An 18,166-nucleotide genomic window follows, 5' to 3' on the forward strand; every position below is an offset into this window, starting at 1 on the left:
TTTTGGGCATTCGTAATTAGCAATAGATCAAAAATTCCTATCCTTTAATCACTCCGACTAGGTTCAGTTTAAGTTAGAATACAAATCAATGGAAGGAGTAAAATCATGAGAAAACAAGTATTGGGCATTCTGGTATCTTTTGCTTTTGGCCTGGCTTCCTTTGCCCAGGAAATGCCTGAAGCACAGAAAAATTTCATTCAATTTGAAGGAGAATGGATCTGTAAAAATCCAAAAATGACGGTGGGTGAAGATCAAATGACGGGTGAATACACGTTTTACTGTGAATTGGTAAATGATAACACTGGCGTTGTTGCCCATGAAAAGTTTGTAGGTGAGGATTTCACGATGCTGGGCGAAAACCTGGTGGGCTACGATCCTAATTTGAACCAGGTACACATGTACAGCATTGATAATACGGGAACGGCACACGACCATGTTGGTTATTGGACCGAAGCAAATTCGTTGTATGTTCAATATCAAGGTGTGGTTGAAGGGAAGATGTATGTAGAACAGATTTGGGTGAATTTTACTGGCACAAACACCATGTCGGTGAAATTGCATGGCATTCATAACGGTAAATTGGTAGAAAATTTCGATGCCGTTTTTCAAAAACCTTGATTTACTACGTATTTTCAAAATTCAGTCGTAAATTGCTGTATAAAACCAAAGACTATGATCGGATTTAACAACGGCAGTTACGAGGAGATCGACAAAATTGCGGTTCCCATTACCAGCTTATCTGTTAACAGAGGCTATGGTGCATTTGAGTTTTTTGAGATTATCAATCACCGTCCTTTTTATGGAGAGCGTCATCTGGTCCGTTTCAGGCGGAGCATGGAACTACTGAAATTGTACACTGATTTTGACAATGACCTGCAGGAGATTGTCAATCAGCTGATTCAACGAAATAAGATAGAGCATAGCTACATCAAGGCCTTTGCTCTGCCTCACGATATAGCTTTTGAAGGCACTAAAAAAGCGAGCCTCTACGTGTTTCCGATTGATATGCCGATGTATGATCCCAAATTATACACCAACGGGGCACAGTTGATCCTCAAAAAACACCGGCGTTTTATGCCCGAGGCGAAATCGACCAATTACCTGGCAAGTCAGTATTGGATGGATCAAGAGGAAAACAAGCAGGTGGTAGATGTTTTGCTACATGATGGAATCAATATTCAGGAGACTTCCCGGGGTAATATTTTCTTGGTGAAAGATAATACTGTATTGACACCAGCTGAGGGCGTATTAAAGGGAGTCACCCGTGGATTGGTCATCGAGCTATTGGCTGAAAAGGGACTGTTACACGCCGAAACCGATGTGAGTTTATCGATGCTGTTTTCAGCTGATGAAGTTTTTGTTTCGAGCACGACCAAACACATCATGCCTATTATTCAGATTGATGATGTTGTGATTGGTGATGGAAAACCGGGGCCGGTAACCTGCAAGATCCGGGAAGCCTTTTTGCGGCTGAGACACGACTATTAGAAGCTTTCCAACTTGTCCAATATCTCTTTTTTGTAGCTGCGGCTAATCGGAATTTGCTTTCGTCCTATTTCAATATACTCATTGGTGAAAGAGTCAATTTTTGAAACTGAAACGATAAAAGACCGGTGTGTCCGAAGGAAATCCTTTTGCGGTAATTTGGATTCAATATTAGCGATCGTATCGCGGGTAGTGACTGTCTTGTCCGATAGATGGATCTTTACATAGTCGCTCAAACTTTCAATGAACAGGATTTCGGTGAAATCGATTTTGATCATCTTCCGGTCGGAACGAACGAAGAACGATTCTGTTTTTTCGGCTGTAATTTCAACTGGCTCAATGCTTCTTGCCTGTGTGTTTTCTCCCAGGTATTTGTTGATCGACTGCAGTAGCCGTTCGAACGAAATCGGTTTTAGCAAGTAATCAACAGCCTGCAAATCGAATCCATCAACAGCATATTCTCGGTAGGCAGTGGTAAAGATGATTTTCATGTTTTTGTTGATTGACTTGGCGAACGAAAGACCATTGATCTCGGGCATATTGATGTCGAGGAAAATTAAATCGACAGGCTTGGAGTTGATCACGTTGAACGCTTCAATGGCGCTTTTGCAACTGGCAACTACATGCACAGCTTCAATTTGCGACAGGTGGCTTTCCAGTATTTCCCGGGCAACGGGTTCATCATCGACGATGATACAGGCTATCGGTTCAGACATTGGCTTTTAGGTTTAAATTGAAGATGATCAGTTGTGCTGAAAACCATTCATCTCCGGGCTCAATATGTAGTTCGTAATTATTTTTGTAGTGAAGTTCCAGCCGTTTCCGAATATTCTCCAAGCCAATTCCATTCTTTTCAGTTTCTTTTTCCCGTTGGTTGAAGCTGTTCCGAATGGCAAATTCAAGTTGGTGCCCTGTTAGCTTTACCTGTATTTCAATCTGCAGAAAACCACCTTTTAGCGTCCCGTGTTTGAATGCATTTTCAACAAACGGAATCATCAACATTGGTGCAACTTGTATGTTCTCGTCAATTTCGCTGCTTTCCAGTTTCACAGACAGGCTGTCCTGAAAACGAATCTTTTCCAGTTCAATGTATTCGCGAATATGTAGCACTTCTTCTTTTAAACTCACCTTGGGTTTATTCACCTGGTACAAAATATAGTCGAGCAGGTTCGACAGCTTTAAAATGATATCGGGTGTTTGTTTCGATTGTTTCAATGCAAAACCGTAAATCGTATTCAGGGTGTTGAACAGAAAATGGGGATGAATCTGCATTTTCAGGTAGTGCAATTCCTGTTCTTTCAGCTGCAGATTTGTTGCCAGAATCTTGTTCTCCAATTCTTTGTTTCTGGAAATCGTTTTAAAGTTATGATTCAGCAGGTAAACAAAGCTAACGAAGCCGACAACCAAAATAACCAGCACAAGGACAAAGGTGAAATTCTTACTCATGGGCGGCATGTTGCTAATGTTGAAGTTTAGCAGAAAATACAGGCAACCGTAGAGGAGCAGTACAATTTCGTATGACGTAAATACCAGCAGGTAGAAGCTGTATAAACCGTATTCCCAGTATTTTCGGGTTAGCAAATAGCGGGGAATCAAATAATAAACCATAAAGTAAGTGACACCCATGGTCAGCGGTAACAACAAGCTTGAAAACCACAGTATGTAGCGGGTGTTGTCGTTGTTGTAGCTGAAAAAGTAAACAAAGAAAAACCAAACTGAAATCCACAGTAGAACGTGAATCAGCGCAAACCTGGTTTTAATTAATCGGGCAAGATTCATCGCTACAAAGTACGCAATTTCTCTTAATCGTTTGTTTTTTAGCGACCAATAACCGGTTTAATTCCTGTTTTAACATTCCCGGAACCGGATTTCATTTTATATCTTTAAAACTGCTGAAACGAGTCTTGTTTTGTCGGTCTGTCGCAAATAAAATTTTCGAACCGAAATCGAAGATACATTTGATTATGTATTAACCAAAATTCTATGTCATGGCTAATTTATTTAACATCTTAAACGACGGTGGTATTTTAATCTCGTATCCGATTTTAATTTTAGTAATTGTTGTGTTGATTTTATTTACCCGGGCAATGCTGGGTAAAGCAGACTTTGCCAAAACAAAGTCATTACTGGTTTCAATCGGCTGGTTTTGTCTGGTTTGGGGTTATTTGGGACGAACCATTGGCCTGATCGCGGCTTTCGATAAAATTCAGGCTGCAGGCGATATCAGCCCGAGCATGTTTGCGACACATCTGAAAATGGCTTTGGTCGGTCCGTTGGTTGGGATCTTTGCTTTCTTGGTAGCCCGCTTGCTGATTATCATCTTAATTGCGACACAAAAGAAAGCTGCCGCCGAATAATTTATCATTGCAGCGGCAAACGATATTGAAGGAAATCCGGGCTTTCGTGCGTACGGATTTCTTGTTTTTGTCAGCTAAGAGCGCACTTTTGTCCATATATTTGCTGGAAGAATAAACTGAAATTACGATGAATACCCTTAAAAACACCCTCATCCAAATTACAAGTAAAGGCATGGGGCAAGGCGACGAAGAGCTTGGCTTGCTTTTACTGAAAAACTATTTCACCTTACTTGCCGAAGAAAGTAAGTTACCCCGGGTCCTGGCATTTTACAATGGGGGAGTGCATTTGATTTGTAGTGGATCGCCGGTGATTGAACAATTGAAAGTTCTTGAGGAAGCCGGGGTTCGGTTGCTGGCCTGTAAAACCTGCCTGAAACATTTCGATTTGCTGGATAAACGGGAAGTAGGGATCGAAGGCACCATGATTGATATTCTGGAGCTTCAAAAGGTGGCCGACATGGTGATTAACCTTTAATCGGCAGCCCAGGGGAGCTGGAAGAGAACCAAATTTCAGCTATATTTGGTAGATGTGATTAAAAATGGAGACGCAGGATGCCCCACAGCTGTAAAAATTGTCACAACCAATTTGAAGGAAAATTCTGTAACCACTGCGGACAGGCAGTCGATACGCCCAAGATCGGCATGAAGTATATTCGACGTGATATCCAGCAGGGATTGCTGAATTTCGATGTCGGTTTGTTGTTTAGCCTGAAAGAATTGTTTACCCGCCCCGGCCATTCCATACGCGAGTTCATTGAAGGGAAAAGGGTACACCATTACAAACCCCTGTCGATGGTGGTGATTCTTGCGACTGTTCATTCCTTTATAATTCACTATTTGGGGATGCATATCCTCGAGGTTGACACAGCCAACGTCGCTGATACCTTTGCGGGAATTGAACGAGCCACAAACTGGATGGAAAACAATTATTCAATCAGTTTGCTGGTTACTGTTCCTTTTTTTGCTGTGCTATCTTTTGTTTACTTTCGAAAGCAAGGCTACAATTTGGCCGAACATTTGGTTTTGAATGCCTTTACTGCGGCACAACGCATTGCGGTTAAGCTGTTGTTTATTCCCCTTGATTACGCTTTCCCATCGTATAGTTTGCTGTTCGACAGGCTGATTACCTTAATATCCATCGGGCTGTACTGCTGGGTTTTCATCCAGTTTTTTTGCAGGCTCCGGAAATGGAAAGTGGTTATCGCAGGTCTGGTCGTCTATCTGGGTGCGCTTCTGATCTTTCTGCTCATTATTCTTGCGGTTGCTGCCAGTGCTTAAACCAACCAAACCGGTTTTCTTCAAAAATCATTTCTTACAATTGTTCAGGTTTTCAAAATTATTGGATATTTTTGGGTGTAGTTGATCGGGTAAATTAAAAAAAGCATGAGTTTTAGCGCAGATTTATATAACCAGGAATTTATCGACAAGTATTTCAAGGGCTGGATCGGGATTTCGGTCGATATACCGGCAAAACCGGCTATTGAACCCATGTTGCTGAATCTGGAGTTCGACTCGAAATGCAATGCATCAGGCTCACTGGTATTTTTGCACCGCTGGCAAACGTTCAGCGCCGAAAAAAAACTTCGGCTAAATCTTATTGAAGAACCCGACGGACAACTTTCCTGCTACTTTTTTACTCCCGGTTACCCCTGCTTTAAGTTGGGCCGTTTTAAATCGCATGTGAACTGGGATAAGATTCGCCGCTTTGCTGAGCTTCAGAAAGAATATTCGGCTTACCAGGTTGTTACCCGTTATGCCGACCAAAACTACGATGTGCAGGAGGCTGAATCACAAAACATCATCGTTTTTCTCGATAACCTGGCTTTTCGCAAGCGCGAGAAAGTTGGTCAAAGCGAGCTCGAATTCGAATAATCAGCTTGGGCTAACTCTTGATGAGTTTCATCAAGGTGCGGTTTTCAATTTCCAGCTCTTTTATCCGCCCAATTTCGACAGATTCGGGTTGGTCGATCTGTAGTTGGCTGGCCCAAAACCGAAAGAAATTGAAATCGAGAATTAACGAAAGCTCGTGAAGTCGGTCCAGAGTCATCTTATTACCTTTAAGCATGTTTTGTGTAGCGCTCACACTTAATTGGAGTCGGGAAGCCAATTCCTTGTTACTCATACTTTGTTCTTTGAGTTTAAGCTGCATTAAATCCAGCAACTCGGTCTTCACAACAGCTGCTTTTTTCTTGATTACTCCCATTGGTTATCTTGTTAATCGTTTGTATACAAGTGATAAGCTTCAAGTTACAACTATTTTAGATTTTATGCTACTTATACAGAATCAATTGGTAGGGTTACAATTAAAACAGGATTTGTATAGCTTATTAGTTGATTCCAACAGTTAAAAATACTAATCCAATTTGGAGTTGGTCTATTCACTCAGGAAAAAGAGCCGGTATAGTCTGTAGTTGACACATTATTACGATTAAGTGAGCTATTTCGGTTAGGAGTATGCCTTGTTCAGGACTAATAGGCATTATTCCCGGATTAAAATGGCCTAGTTTAGCGCCTAAATTAGCGAGTTTTACGCGTATATCTTCCTGCAATATCTTTCGGAATTTGAGCTTGGAGACCGCGTGATCCTGGAGGTTTCAAATTTGGGGTGGCGGACGATTTATTTCACATCGTCAATCAGGGCGTTCGAAACAAGTAGGAGCTGTGTCAGCTGTCGATAAGCTGCATAAACCAGGTCGGCTTAAAATAGAAAAGCCGACCTGAGTGGCAGGTACGGCTTTTCGCTTGTTAACGCAATTATTCGAGGTAAGGGATATCGTTATTCTTTCGAATTCAAATTTATGATCCAACAATTGGTTCGCATGTGTGTATCTTGCCGTATTGGCTCGAAAAAGCTGCGCGGAGCAGAAAATACACCCCTCCCACTGTTACGGCCAGTAACAGGACTAAAGCGATACATATGTTGATGACTTGTTTCATGCTGTTTATTGTTTCGTGGTAACTGTCTTCTTTAAGCCAATTTGTATGCCGAAACGCGAGGAAATCCTTAAGTCGCTGATAATAAAGCAACGTTTGTTTGGGCAAGCTCGCTTCGTTTTCTCAGTTTGATTAACCGGATATCAAATCGACATTTGGTTGGCGGCTTGAGCGGAATGGAAGGACTGTTTGGGAGGGGCATCCCGAATTCATTTCTGGAAATCCAAACAGATTTGGAAATACCCCGAATTTCGGAAGTTGAATGACTCACAGCGTAACTTGTCGCGTGGGACTGGAAACTGACCACTGCGATTGCTCACTTAATTAAACACCGCTATTCGACATTCCTCAGCTAATTTTCCTACTTTTGCCTACGTTTTTGGTGGCTAGCTTCCTAACTGAAGTTGCCTTAATAAGGGAATCCGGTGTAAATCCGGAGCAGTCCCCGCTGCTGTAAACCTCGTACGTTTTGTTGTACTCCAGCCACTGTCCTGCAATTGCCGGATGGGAAGGCATCAGCAAAGAGGTGAGCCAGAAGACCTGCCGTAAACAACACGTATTAACCGGATCTTCGGGGAAAAAAGATCGTTGGAATACTTATTCCATTCGCCAACTTTTCTTCGGGTCATTTAATTTTGATTCGTCTATGTATCGAAAATCATTACAGAAGTTAAACCGAAAGACCGTTTTATTGACTCTTCTTTTGGTTCTTTTTAGCTCATTTTCACAGGCGCAAACGTCCCATCGTATTATCTCGCTGGCACCCTCGCTCACCAAAAGTTTGTACATGTTGGGAGCCGAAGATTTGTTGGTTGGATGCACCAACTATTGCACCCTGAAAAATTCGGATGATGCTGAAGTTGTAGCCTCAGCGGTGAAAGTGAACCTGGAGAAGGCCATGATGTTGAAGCCCGATTTGGTACTGACCAGTTCGCTGACAAACCCGGAAACAACCCGGACTTTCGAGAAACTGGGTGTTGAGACCATGTATTTCCCTTACCCGAAATCGTATGAGGAAATGTGCACTTACCTGCTTCGTTTGGGCGAAAAGATTGGACGTAAGGAGTTGGCGGAAAAACTGGTGGCCGAGTCGAAAGCCAGATTGGCCAAAGTAATAGCTTCGGTACCAAAACAGGATAGCAAGCCGCGGGTGTTTATGCAGATCGGCGCTAATCCTTTGTTTACGGTGGTTCCCAATACTTTTATGCAGGATTTTATCGACTTTTCGGCTTGTGAAAATATTGCCGGCGATCTGACCATCGGAAGTATTACCCGCGAGGGTGTGCTGGTGCGCAATCCCGACGTCATCTTCGTGATCCTGATGGGCTCGGTGAGTGCTGATGAAAAGGAAAAGTGGGAGAACTACGAGAACCTGAATGCCGTGCAAAACAAAAAGATATTTGTACTCGATTCGGAAAAAACCTGCAGCCCCACACCACTCGATTTTACCGATGCGTTGGAACAAATGATCGGGCTGATTTATAATTAATAAGTTTTGAGTCTTGATTAATGAGTTTGAGCTGGTCAACTGCTGCTCATTTTCGTCTCATTACGCAAGACTCATATCTCAATACTAAAAAGAAACATGAAAAAAGGACTTGTTCACATATACACCGGAACCGGCAAAGGGAAAACAACCTGCGCAGTCGGATTGGGCACCCGCGCGTTAGGGCAGGGGTTTAAAGTAACCTATTGCCATTTTATGAAGCGCCCCGAATTATACGGTTATCATGAGATTGACAGCCTGAAAAAGCTTGGTGCAACAGTCATGGGATTTACCGATGGCCATCCAAGTTTCAATAAGGAAGTGACTCCCGAAATGCTGCGAAAACAAGTGGGCGAAGCTTTGGTTTTTTTAGCTGGTTACCTGCAAACTGCTAAACCCGATTTAATGATCATGGATGAAATTCTGATCACCGTTCGTGATGGTTTCTTGGAAGAAGATGTACTTTTGGACTTCATCAACCAAAAGCCGGAAGGTACCGAGCTGGTTTTAACCGGTCGGGGTGCTACTGACGGGTTGATTGAGCGAGCTGATTACGTAAGCGATATCAACATGGTGAAACATCCTTTTCAGCAAGGTATTCCCAGCCGGAAAGGAATTGAGTTTTAGCACTTAGTAATCGGATGCAAAATGCTTTCTTTGGAATTTGGAACTTGAAATTTGGAATTTGAAAAATAACCCGAAATATCTCACCTGGTTGCTGGCTGTAGCCGGATTAGGCGTTTTACTGCTGTTTTCGATGGTTGTTTCCCTGACTTTAGGTGAAATGAATATCGGTTTGCTCGACGCTTTGAAAATGATTGTCGGCTCGGGCGATCCCACCAGCATCGAATACATGCTGGTGCGGCAGGTGCGGTTACCACGCATTATACTGGGACTGGCTGTTGGCGGTTCACTCAGCCTGGCTGGTGTCATACTGCAAGGCATATATCGCAATCCGCTGGTCGAGCCTTTCACACTTGGGATCTCCGGTGGTGCGTCGCTCGGGGTGGCCATCACCATCGTGTTTGGTTTGCATCTCACCTTTGGTTCCTTTGTGCTACCGCTTTCCGGGTTTCTCGGGGCTTTTCTGATTATTTTCTTGGTGTACACCATCAGCTCCCGCAGTGGAGCAATTGATATTCAGCGTATGTTGCTGACGGGAGTCATGGTGAGCTTTGTCGCTTCGTCAGCCATGATGTTTCTGATGTCGGTGAGCACCAGTGAAAACCTTCACGGGATCATCTTCTGGATCATGGGATCGTTGGACGAGCCGGATACTTCGCTGATTTGGCTGACGCTGATTTCAAGTTTGGTGGTTCTACTGCTGTCGTACTTGTTTGTGCAGGCTTTAAATGCCTTGCGCCTGGGAGAAGAAAAAGCACTGCACCTCGGTATCAACACCAATGTTGCTGTTCGGATTCTCTTCATATTAGCCTCCTTGCTAGCCGGTATTTGCGTATCTGTGGCCGGCGTTATTGGCTTTGTCGGGCTGATTATTCCGCATTTGCTGCGGATGGTTTTTGGTTCCGATTACCGCATTCTGCTGGTCAGTTCGTTTTTGTTGGGAGGCTCCTTTCTGATCCTTTCGGATGTGGTGGCGCGAACCATTATTGCGCCTAACGAGCTGCCGATTGGTGTCATCACCGGTATTATTGGAGGGGTGGTATTTATAGTCATGATGAGCCGTAAAAAGACATTGGTATGAGCGCAAACTTCTTCGAAATAAAAAACTTCTCCTGTGGTTACCCGTCGTTTCATTTGTCGGATATCAGTCTTAGCCTGACGCGGGGAGCCTTTGCGGGGATTATTGGTCCCAATGGCTCGGGAAAGACAACCCTTTTTCGGGGAGTCACCGGAGCGCTTTCAACCCTATCGGGTGAAGTGTTGCTCGAAGGTAAAAACCTGAAAAATCTCTCGCTGCAAAAGCGGGCTCAGAACATTGCCATTGTCACGCAGACAGTCGATGCCGGGCAAATTACCGTTGAAGACTACGTGCTCATGGGCCGATTACCTTATCATTCGCGTTTCCAGTTTTTCGAAACAAAAAGCGATTTGGAAATTGCTAGAAAATACATGGAGCTGACCGGTGTCATTCGGCATAAAGACAAGCTGATGACAGAGCTGAGTGGGGGAGAACAACAACGCGCAGCAATTGCGAGGGCGCTAACACAGGAGCCCGAGTTGCTTTTGCTCGACGAGCCCACTTCGCATCTTGATATTACCCACCAGGTGCGTATTTTAAACCTGTTGCAACGCCTGAATGACGAGTTGGGCCTGACCGTATTGATGGTGATTCACGACCTGAACCTGGCTGCGGAATATTGCAACCAGCTGATCATGTTTCAGGAGGGAAAAATTTTCCTGCAAGGCGATCCCGATAAAGTGCTGACTTTTGAAACCATTGAAGAGGTTTATAAAACGCCGGTCATCACCCGAATCAATCCCTATTCCAATAAACCGGTCATCTTTCTGGTGAGTGAGAAAATGATGAGAAACCGCTGATTGATGTTTCTGTGACACATTCTTTGAGATTTCTGCTGAAAATGCTTAATTTGAGGTAAATTATTTGACTACCATGACTACCAAAAGCGAAATCAATCTAAATTCTCCATCCTCCGTTTACCTTTCTCATTTATCAATCGACTGCGTTGTTTTCGGATTTCACGAAAACCAGTTGAAAGTGCTGTTGCTCAAATCGAATTTTTTCGGTGAATGGAGTTTGCCGGGAGGGTTTGTCGGGAAAGAAGAGACGCTGGAAGAAGCGGCTACCCGGATCCTGCAGGAGCGAACCGGTGTAGAAAAGATCTTTCTGACCCAGTTTCGTACGTTTAGCGATCCGAAACGGAAAAACCCCGGATTTGTTAAGGAAAACATGGAGAAAGCTGGTATCAGCCTGGAAAATTTTGAATGGCTGAACCAACGTTTTTTGTCGGTCGGGTTTTATGCCTTAGTCGAATTTTCAAAAGTAGAACCACAACCGGATTTATACTCGGAGAAGTGCGAATGGAAAAGTGTCGACGAGGTCGGTGAGCTCATGATGGATCATAATCAGATTTTGGATGAAGCTCTGGAGACACTGCGTTTGCAACTCCGTTACCAACCAATTGGCTACAACCTGCTGCCCGAAAAATTTACCATGCCCGAGCTTCAAAAGCTGTACGAAACCATTTTGGGAACTGAGCTCGACCGCCGAAACTTTCAACGGAAGATATTGAGCTACAAAATCGTTAAGCGATTGGCTGAACGCCGCACCGGTGTGGCCTACAAAGCACCTTATCTGTATTGCTTCGATCTGGATGTATACAACAAGGCCTTAAAAGACGGTCTTTCCGGAGACTGGTGATATTCAAATCGATATTGATTTTTTTGATGGAATTTTCTGTAAAATAAGAAGGACAACAGAAATAATTTCTACTTTTGCGACGGATTTGGTTCCAGCGCTTGTGTTCGCACAAGCCGGATGAAAAGGGAATCCGGTGTAATTCCGGAGCTGTACCCGCAGCTGTAAACCTCCAGAAATCTTTCTGAGACCCCTGCCACTGTTTAATACCGATAGCTATCGGGACGAGACGGGAAGGCATCAGAAAGAGAGGTGAGCCAGAAGACCTGCCTAATCATTTTAAGTATTAACAATAGCTTCGGGAATAAAGCTGGTGAAATAGTATAATCAGGTATTTTTCACAATTTTATCCTAAGCTCATATTCTGAAAAAGAAATGAGAAGGTTTTTTCTATTCGCAGGTTTGCTGGCTCTGTCAACAGGCGGCTTAAAAGCTCAGGAAGAGCAAATGGCAGATTCTGTGCTCTTACACGAAGTGGCAACTTACGCCCCTTACAAAAAGTACCAGGCTGGTGCTAAAGTCGAGTCCATTCCGGCCGAACAAATAGAGATTACCGAAACGGGAAGCTTAACTGATTTGTTATCCCGGTTTAGTCCGGTTTACCTGAGGTCCGATGCTGGTGGATTGGCAACGATCCGATTGCGGGGAACTTCAGCAGATCACACATCGGTGAATTTCGGTGGTATCAATATCAACTCGTTAACGCTGGGGCAGTCGAATTTTAACAGTGTGCCGCTTTACCTGTTCGACGGGGTCGATTTACAATACGGTTCTTCATCGGCTGTGAATGGCTCAGGATCTATTGGTGGAGCCTTATATCTTGGGCTGCTCTCGAACTGGACAAACGGACAGCGTGTACATGCGACTGCATCAGTCGCTTCATTTGGCGAGCAGTTGTACGGAACCAAGTTATACTTCGGAAACGGTAAGTTCGAGTCGGTAACACGTTTGTATTATTTCACCCGGAAAAACGATTTCGATTTTTATTACGCTCCCAACGACAGGTATTATACCCAACGTGGTGCAGTTATTGAAAATAAAGGATTACTGCAGGAATTTAATTATCGTTTTAACCAAAAAGAATGGTTGAAAACGGCTATTTGGCTGGAACACGACTGGCACGAAAAGCAACCGGAAATGAGTTCGTCGATTGCAGATAATCTGGCAATTGAGGACCTGGACAACAAACATATTCGCTTTTGGTCGGAATATGAAAACGGCAAACGTGCATTTAAATATAAGGCGGGGCTGGGTTTTGTTCACGATATGCAGGTCGATGCAGGTCGCACAGCTCAAAAAATCGGCACTGACCGACTAATCGCTGAGCTGGAGGGGAAACAGGATTTTAACGTTCGGCTAGGATACAAAGTCGGGCTTAAATATGTCTACGTTAAACCCGACGTGTATGCGTATTCGTCTGATGTGATTGAGTATGAACAACGGACCGATCTCTATGCTTCCGCATTTTACAGTCCGTTCAACCGCATGAAACTTACCTTAAATCTACGGCAGCAGTTTGTCAGCAATTTTACGGTACCATTTACGCCTTCGATTGGAGCCGAATACAGGCTTTTTATGACCGATAAGGAGGTTTTGAAAGTGACTGGGAATGTCGCAAGCAGTTACAGGATTCCGACTTTTAATGACCGTTTCTGGGGGACGCAGGGTAATCCTGATTTGAATCCGGAAAAGGGAATGAATTACGAAATAGGTTTTCAGTACCAGTACTGTTCGTCCTGGCTTCAATCGGATGTTAAGTTGAATGCGTTCTATATGGATGTCGACGACTGGATCGAATGGCGTCCAACAGGAACCAATAGTGAATTTGAAGCTGAAAACCGCTCGCGGGTGGTTAGCAAAGGCATCGAATTTCAGTCAAACAACGAATTGAACTGGAACCAGGTTCGTCTCAACCTGCGCTTGAATTACAGCTTCAATCCAACTGAAATAAAAGAAGATTCGTTGAAATCGATGATTGGGCAACGATTGATCTATACCCCCGAGCATGTCGGAAATGTATTTCTAATGGCAAGCTACCGGCAATGGGGAATTTATACAGACTGTGCCTATACAGGCAACCGACAGGTGGATTATTCAGGCAATGTTTACAATCCTGAAGGGAATGTGCTTGATGCTTATTTTTTGCTCAACGCCGGACTGAACCGGAAGATCGAGCTATGGAAACAATCGTTTAATCTTCGTTTTAGTGTTCGTAATCTGTTGGATAAGGACTATCAAAATCAGCTGAACTATGCCATGCCCAGAAGGAGTTTCCAGTTTAGCCTGGCTACCGATTTGAAATTTTTAAATAACAAGTAAATAAAATATCTATCCATGAAAAAATTGATGAAATTATTGCCAGCATTTTTGGCACTTGCGACTCTTTTAGTATCGTGTTCAGACGATGACAATGACGAGCTCGACTCAAGCGAGTTAGTTAAAGGTGCCTATGTTGTAAATGCCGGTTTCTATTCGAACGATGCAGCTTCGATTACAAAGTATGATGACGAAGGTAATGTAACTGAATATTATGATCAGCTTCAAAATAATGGAGCAGTGATGACTTCGGCTCCACAGGATGTTTATGAGCTCGACGATAAAGTGTATGTCGCAGGTAATGAGCCAGACCGGGTCGTTGTTTATAATTCGCTTTGGCAAGGACAAGACACAATCACTACCAATGTGGTTCGTCCCCGCTGTTTTGCGAGTCAAGGAGACTACCTATATGTATCGTGCTGGGGAGAGAACCCTGATTGGACGGACATGCCGGACACCTATATTTTAAAATATAACATGGTTACTGGGACTTCTGAAAAAATAAGTTTGCCGGGCGGACCGGAAGGTCTCGCCATTGCTAATGGCAAATTATATGCAGCCCTGAACTACAGTCATCAAATTGCTGTGATGAATCTAAGTACCGAAGAATTTTCTTATATCGCGACAGAAGCAGTATCGTCAAGCGTGGTGAAAGATGCAAATGATAATGTCTATGTGGCTTTGCTGAGCTCCTATTCCGATGTTTCCACAGAGATCGGTCTAGGCGTTATTGATACAAATACCGACGAACTAAGCTTGTACAAACTGGATGCGGTTAGCTCAAATTCGGCATCTATCGTAGCGGTTAGCAAAGACAATTCTAAAGTGTACGTCGTTGCTGCAGGCTATGACGCAAATTGGAACATGGTAGGAGGGATACAGGTGTTTGATACAGCGACCAAAACGTTTGAGGAAACTCCACTGATTAGTAATGTTACGGGTATTAATGCTGTCTCAGTAGATCCTGAAAACGGTGATGTGTATGTATTGATTAGTACTGGTGGATTAACTAAAGGTGAAATGAACGTTTATTCAGCTGATCATACGCTGAAGGCTGAAGAAACAGTCGGTGCAAACCCATCGGAAGTGATCTTCCTCGATTAGTATATTTTGACTCTCGAACGAAAGCTACCCCATCTTCCCAGGGGTAGTTTTCCTTTTTCAAAAAAAATACCAAAAACCAATTCAAATGAAACGGAATAGAATTTTATCAACCCTGATTTTTACCTTCCTAATTGCGTTTTCAGCCTTGGCCGGAAAAGCAAAATCGATCACAGTTGAGATTAACTATGGCGAGCAACAGAAAACAGAAACAATTCAAGTCGAATGCACAAAAGCGATGACAGCCCTCGAAGCCTTGCAACATGCTGCCAATGTTAAAACTCATCCGGTAGCCAACTACGTATTTGTAACTGGTATTAATGGTGTTGAAGGTGTCCGTGGCGATAAGGCCTGGTACTACACCGTGAACGGCGAGAAACCGAAGCTTGCGATCAGCCAAACGGTGAAAGCCGGTGATACCATTAGCTGGCGTTACGTGAAGGACGTTTGCTCCTGCACGGTTGATAAGAAGTGATCAGTGATCAGTCACAGTGCTCAGTAACACTCTGTGGAACGCTGTGATGAACACCGTGTCCTCTGTGGTTGAAAATGATGACTGCGAGTGCTTCGTCTCTTAACTCAATACTCACTACTTTAAACTTTAAACTCGAAACTCAAAGAATGGCAACAATAACACTCGTAACAGGAGGTGCCCGGTCGGGCAAGAGTAGCTTTGCGCAGCACATGGCCGAGTCGAAAAGCGATCGGCCAGTGTACCTGGCTACGGCCCGCATTTGGGACGAAGACTTTGCTGAGCGGGTGAAACGCCACCAAAGCGACCGCGATGAGCGCTGGGAGAATGTGGAAGAAGAAAAGCAACTGTCGAAACACGATTTCAGCGGCAAAGTAGTGCTGATGGATTGCGTCACGCTATGGCTAACCAACTTTTTTCACGACAGCGGCTACAAACTCGATGAAGCGCTTAAAGCTGCCAAAACCGAATGGGAGCAGTTTATTCAGCAGGACATGGACCTGATTGTGGTGACCAATGAGTTGGGCATGGGGGTTCATCCGGAGCACGAAACGGCTCGCAAATTTGCCGACCTGCAAGGCTGGATGAATCAACACATCGCCAAGGGTGCCAACGATGTTTATTTGCTGGTTTCCGGTATTCCGGTGAAGATAAAATAAGAGACAAGAAGACAATCGATTTTAGACATGAGACGGTTTTTGTCTGTATTCTAAGATCTGAAGGCTATAAATCTAAAACTATGAAACTAAAAGACCAATTACAACAAAAGATTGACCTGAAAACAAAGCCAACCGGCGCCTTGGGCCAACTGGAACGGATTGCCTTACAAATCGGTTCTATTCAAAATACATTGACTCCCGAATTGAAAAAGCCGGCGATGCTGGTCTTTGCCGGCGACCACGGCCTGGCCGATGCCGGTGTGAGTCCTTATCCGAAGGAAGTAACCTGGCAAATGGTGATGAACTTCTGCGCGGGCGGTGCAGCGATTAACGTTTTCTGCAAGCAGAACGGGATTGATCTGAAAGTGGTTGATTCCGGGGTCGATTTCTACTTTCCAAAGGACCTTCCGGTAGTTGACTGTAAAGTGGCCATGGGAACCAAAAATATGCTGGATGAACCGGCTATGACTGTAGAGCAATGTCGCGAAGCACGCAACCTGGGTGCCGAGCTGGTGAAAGCAGAAGCTGCTGCCGGTTGCAATGTGATCGGTTTCGGAGAAATGGGAATTGCCAATACTTCGGCATCATCCCTGTTGATGCATCGTTTTATGGACTTGCCGATTGAACAATGTACCGGGCGCGGTGCGGGTATGGTGGGCGAGAAGCTCGACTTTAAAACGTCGGTGCTGAAAACCGTTTCGGAGAAGTATAAGCCGGAAACTGTTGAGGAAACTTTGGCTACCTTTGGTGGTTTCGAAATTGCCATGATGGTTGGTGCCATGCTTGAGGCCAAGAAACAGGAAATGATTATCCTGGTGGATGGCTTCATTACGACTGCTGCGACATTGACAGCTATTCAGTTTGACGCGTCAGTTCGTGAGAATTGTATTTTCTGCCATGCTTCGGAAGAACAAGGGCACCAGATGATCCTGGAGCATTTGGACGCTGAGCCGGTATTGAGTTTAGCGATGCGTTTGGGTGAAGGTTCCGGCGCTGCGGTAGCCTATCCGGTTATCCAGTCGGCAGTGAACTTCCTAAACCAAATGTCGAGCTTTGAAGACGCCGGTGTTTCGAATAAAGAATAAAGCAAGATAAGGAGACCTTAGACGTCGGATAATAGATAGCTTTTTTGTTGTTTTTGTCTGGTGTCTAAGGTCTGACAGCTAAAAATCTGATTTAAATGAAGAAGCAAGTCCAACTCTTTCTCACAGCCGTCATGTTTTATACGCGCATTCCGGTTCCGGCTACACTGGAGTATTCACCCGAGCGTTTAAACAGGGCAACACGCTATTTCCCGCTCATCGGCTGGATTGTGGGTGGAGCAGGAGCCGCTGTTTTCTATGGATTAGTGCAGATCCTGCCGCTTCAGCTAAGCGTATTTTTAAGTATGCTGGCAACAATCTTCCTGACCGGTGCTTTTCACGAGGATGGCTTTGCCGATTTTTGCGATGGCTTTGGCGGCGGCTATACCCGCGAGAAGATCCTCACCATCATGAAAGACAGCCGCATCGGAACTTATGGTTCGGTTGGATTGATTGGCATGTTGGGAACCAAGTTTTTGGCGCTTCAATCCATGCCTGTTTATGAGATTCCGATGGCCATGGTTGCTGCACACGCGTTCAGCCGGTTGATGCCGGTTCTGATCATTTTTAACAGTTGGTACTCGCGCGACGATGAATCGAGCAAAAGCAAACCGATCGGTAAAAAAGGCAAGAACAGCGATCTGATCATAGCCATAATTGTCGCTTTAGTACCGATGGCTTTCCTGCCCTGGCAGCTCATGGCCGTGGCTTTACCCGCCGCGTTGTTGCTGACATTCCTCTTTAAGAAATACACCGAGCGCAAAATTGGCGGTTACACCGGCGATGGCCTGGGAGCCCTGCAACAGCTCGTCGAGGTGTTGTTCTATTTGTGTTTGCTGGGCGTAAGCGGGTTGGCTTTATAAAGGGAAGTCACCATTTCTACTAAGGTTATGGAATGAAAATAAGGTTTTAGTTTCCTGCCTTTTAACCTTAT

Annotated in this window: 20 protein-coding genes and 2 riboswitches; of the genes, 17 read left to right on the top strand and 3 right to left on the bottom strand. The window is 44.3% G+C overall.

Translation table 11 applies throughout. The features are described 5' to 3' along the window. The first annotated feature begins 105 nt into the window (after positions 1-105). Both GJV22_RS14945 and GJV22_RS14950 read left to right on the top strand, forming a co-directional pair. A complete protein-coding gene (locus tag GJV22_RS14945; RefSeq protein WP_163715475.1) occupies positions 106-618 on the top strand; it encodes a hypothetical protein in 513 nt (170 codons plus the stop codon). A gap of 54 nt (positions 619-672) precedes the next feature. Continuing rightward, complete coding sequence (locus GJV22_RS14950; RefSeq protein ID WP_163715480.1) at positions 673-1,488, top strand: aminotransferase class IV; 816 nt, start codon at positions 673-675, stop codon at positions 1,486-1,488. Here GJV22_RS14950 and GJV22_RS14955 read toward each other — a convergent pair. Beyond that, a complete protein-coding gene (locus GJV22_RS14955) occupies positions 1,485-2,201 on the bottom strand; it encodes a LytR/AlgR family response regulator transcription factor (RefSeq protein ID WP_163715482.1) in 717 nt (238 codons plus the stop codon). The genes GJV22_RS14950 and GJV22_RS14955 overlap by 4 nt on opposite strands. Then, entirely contained in the window at positions 2,194-3,264 is a 1,071-nt protein-coding gene (locus GJV22_RS14960; protein ID WP_163715486.1) for a sensor histidine kinase, read from the bottom strand. The genes GJV22_RS14955 and GJV22_RS14960 overlap by 8 nt, the downstream gene beginning before the upstream one ends. Positions 3,265-3,473: 209 nt before the next feature. On the opposite strand from GJV22_RS14960, the gene GJV22_RS14965 reads away from it, so the two are divergent. From GJV22_RS14965 to GJV22_RS14980, 4 genes are all read left to right on the top strand, one after another. Beyond that, the gene (locus GJV22_RS14965) at positions 3,474-3,842 is read left to right on the top strand and encodes a MotA/TolQ/ExbB proton channel family protein (protein WP_163715489.1); all 369 of its coding nucleotides are present in this window, start codon (positions 3,474-3,476) and stop codon (positions 3,840-3,842) included. A 127-nt stretch (positions 3,843-3,969) separates the two neighbouring features. Beyond that, the gene (locus GJV22_RS14970) at positions 3,970-4,317 is read left to right on the top strand and encodes a DsrE family protein (RefSeq protein WP_163715493.1); all 348 of its coding nucleotides are present in this window, start codon (positions 3,970-3,972) and stop codon (positions 4,315-4,317) included. A 77-nt stretch (positions 4,318-4,394) separates the two neighbouring features. Next, entirely contained in the window at positions 4,395-5,120 is a 726-nt protein-coding gene (locus GJV22_RS14975) for a DUF3667 domain-containing protein (protein ID WP_163715496.1), read from the top strand. Between the two features lie 105 nt (positions 5,121-5,225). Then, positions 5,226-5,714, top strand: coding sequence for a hypothetical protein (locus tag GJV22_RS14980; protein WP_163715499.1), 489 nt, complete (start codon positions 5,226-5,228; stop codon positions 5,712-5,714). A gap of 10 nt (positions 5,715-5,724) precedes the next feature. Here GJV22_RS14980 and GJV22_RS14985 read toward each other — a convergent pair whose 3' ends face one another. Continuing rightward, a complete protein-coding gene (locus tag GJV22_RS14985; protein WP_163715502.1) occupies positions 5,725-6,045 on the bottom strand; it encodes a hypothetical protein in 321 nt (106 codons plus the stop codon). Positions 6,046-7,142: 1,097 nt separating this feature from the next. After that, positions 7,143-7,338: riboswitch (cobalamin riboswitch) on the top strand. Positions 7,339-7,422: 84 nt separating this feature from the next. Between GJV22_RS14985 and GJV22_RS14990 the strand changes: the two genes are divergently transcribed. The 11 genes from GJV22_RS14990 to GJV22_RS15040 all read left to right on the top strand — a co-directional run bounded on the left by GJV22_RS14990 (position 7,423) and on the right by GJV22_RS15040 (position 18,095). Next, positions 7,423-8,265: an ABC transporter substrate-binding protein gene (locus GJV22_RS14990; RefSeq protein ID WP_163715505.1), complete on the top strand. Its 843-nt coding sequence runs from the start codon at positions 7,423-7,425 to the stop codon at positions 8,263-8,265. A 96-nt stretch (positions 8,266-8,361) separates the two neighbouring features. Further along, the gene (locus tag GJV22_RS14995; RefSeq protein WP_163715508.1) at positions 8,362-8,889 is read left to right on the top strand and encodes a cob(I)yrinic acid a,c-diamide adenosyltransferase; all 528 of its coding nucleotides are present in this window, start codon (positions 8,362-8,364) and stop codon (positions 8,887-8,889) included. A gap of 37 nt (positions 8,890-8,926) precedes the next feature. Continuing rightward, positions 8,927-9,967: a FecCD family ABC transporter permease gene (locus GJV22_RS15000; protein ID WP_205461901.1), complete on the top strand. Its 1,041-nt coding sequence runs from the start codon at positions 8,927-8,929 to the stop codon at positions 9,965-9,967. Beyond that, entirely contained in the window at positions 9,964-10,764 is an 801-nt protein-coding gene (locus GJV22_RS15005) for an ABC transporter ATP-binding protein (RefSeq protein WP_163715511.1), read from the top strand. The genes GJV22_RS15000 and GJV22_RS15005 overlap by 4 nt, the downstream gene beginning before the upstream one ends. Positions 10,765-10,837: 73 nt before the next feature. Further along, complete coding sequence (locus GJV22_RS15010; RefSeq protein WP_163715513.1) at positions 10,838-11,605, top strand: NUDIX hydrolase; 768 nt, start codon at positions 10,838-10,840, stop codon at positions 11,603-11,605. Positions 11,606-11,674: 69 nt separating this feature from the next. Then, positions 11,675-11,890: riboswitch (cobalamin riboswitch) on the top strand. 87 nt (positions 11,891-11,977) lie between these two features. Further along, positions 11,978-13,921 carry a TonB-dependent receptor gene (locus GJV22_RS15015; protein WP_163715516.1) on the top strand — a complete coding sequence of 648 codons (1,944 nt, stop codon included), beginning with the start codon at positions 11,978-11,980 and terminating at the stop codon, positions 13,919-13,921. A 15-nt stretch (positions 13,922-13,936) separates the two neighbouring features. Next, complete coding sequence (locus GJV22_RS15020; protein WP_163715520.1) at positions 13,937-15,022, top strand: hypothetical protein; 1,086 nt, start codon at positions 13,937-13,939, stop codon at positions 15,020-15,022. 85 nt (positions 15,023-15,107) lie between these two features. Then, positions 15,108-15,494: a DUF4430 domain-containing protein gene (locus GJV22_RS15025; protein WP_163715522.1), complete on the top strand. Its 387-nt coding sequence runs from the start codon at positions 15,108-15,110 to the stop codon at positions 15,492-15,494. 146 nt (positions 15,495-15,640) lie between these two features. After that, complete coding sequence (gene cobU, locus GJV22_RS15030) at positions 15,641-16,150, top strand: bifunctional adenosylcobinamide kinase/adenosylcobinamide-phosphate guanylyltransferase (protein WP_163715524.1); 510 nt, start codon at positions 15,641-15,643, stop codon at positions 16,148-16,150. Positions 16,151-16,230: 80 nt separating this feature from the next. Beyond that, positions 16,231-17,235, top strand: coding sequence for a nicotinate-nucleotide--dimethylbenzimidazole phosphoribosyltransferase (gene cobT, locus GJV22_RS15035; protein ID WP_163715529.1), 1,005 nt, complete (start codon positions 16,231-16,233; stop codon positions 17,233-17,235). A 95-nt stretch (positions 17,236-17,330) separates the two neighbouring features. After that, a complete protein-coding gene (locus GJV22_RS15040; protein WP_163715532.1) occupies positions 17,331-18,095 on the top strand; it encodes an adenosylcobinamide-GDP ribazoletransferase in 765 nt (254 codons plus the stop codon). The last annotated feature ends 71 nt before the right edge of the window (positions 18,096-18,166 follow it).

This window comes from Mangrovibacterium lignilyticum (genome assembly GCF_010882175.1).
GTDB classification, from domain to species: Bacteria; Bacteroidota; Bacteroidia; order Bacteroidales; family Prolixibacteraceae; genus Mangrovibacterium; species Mangrovibacterium lignilyticum.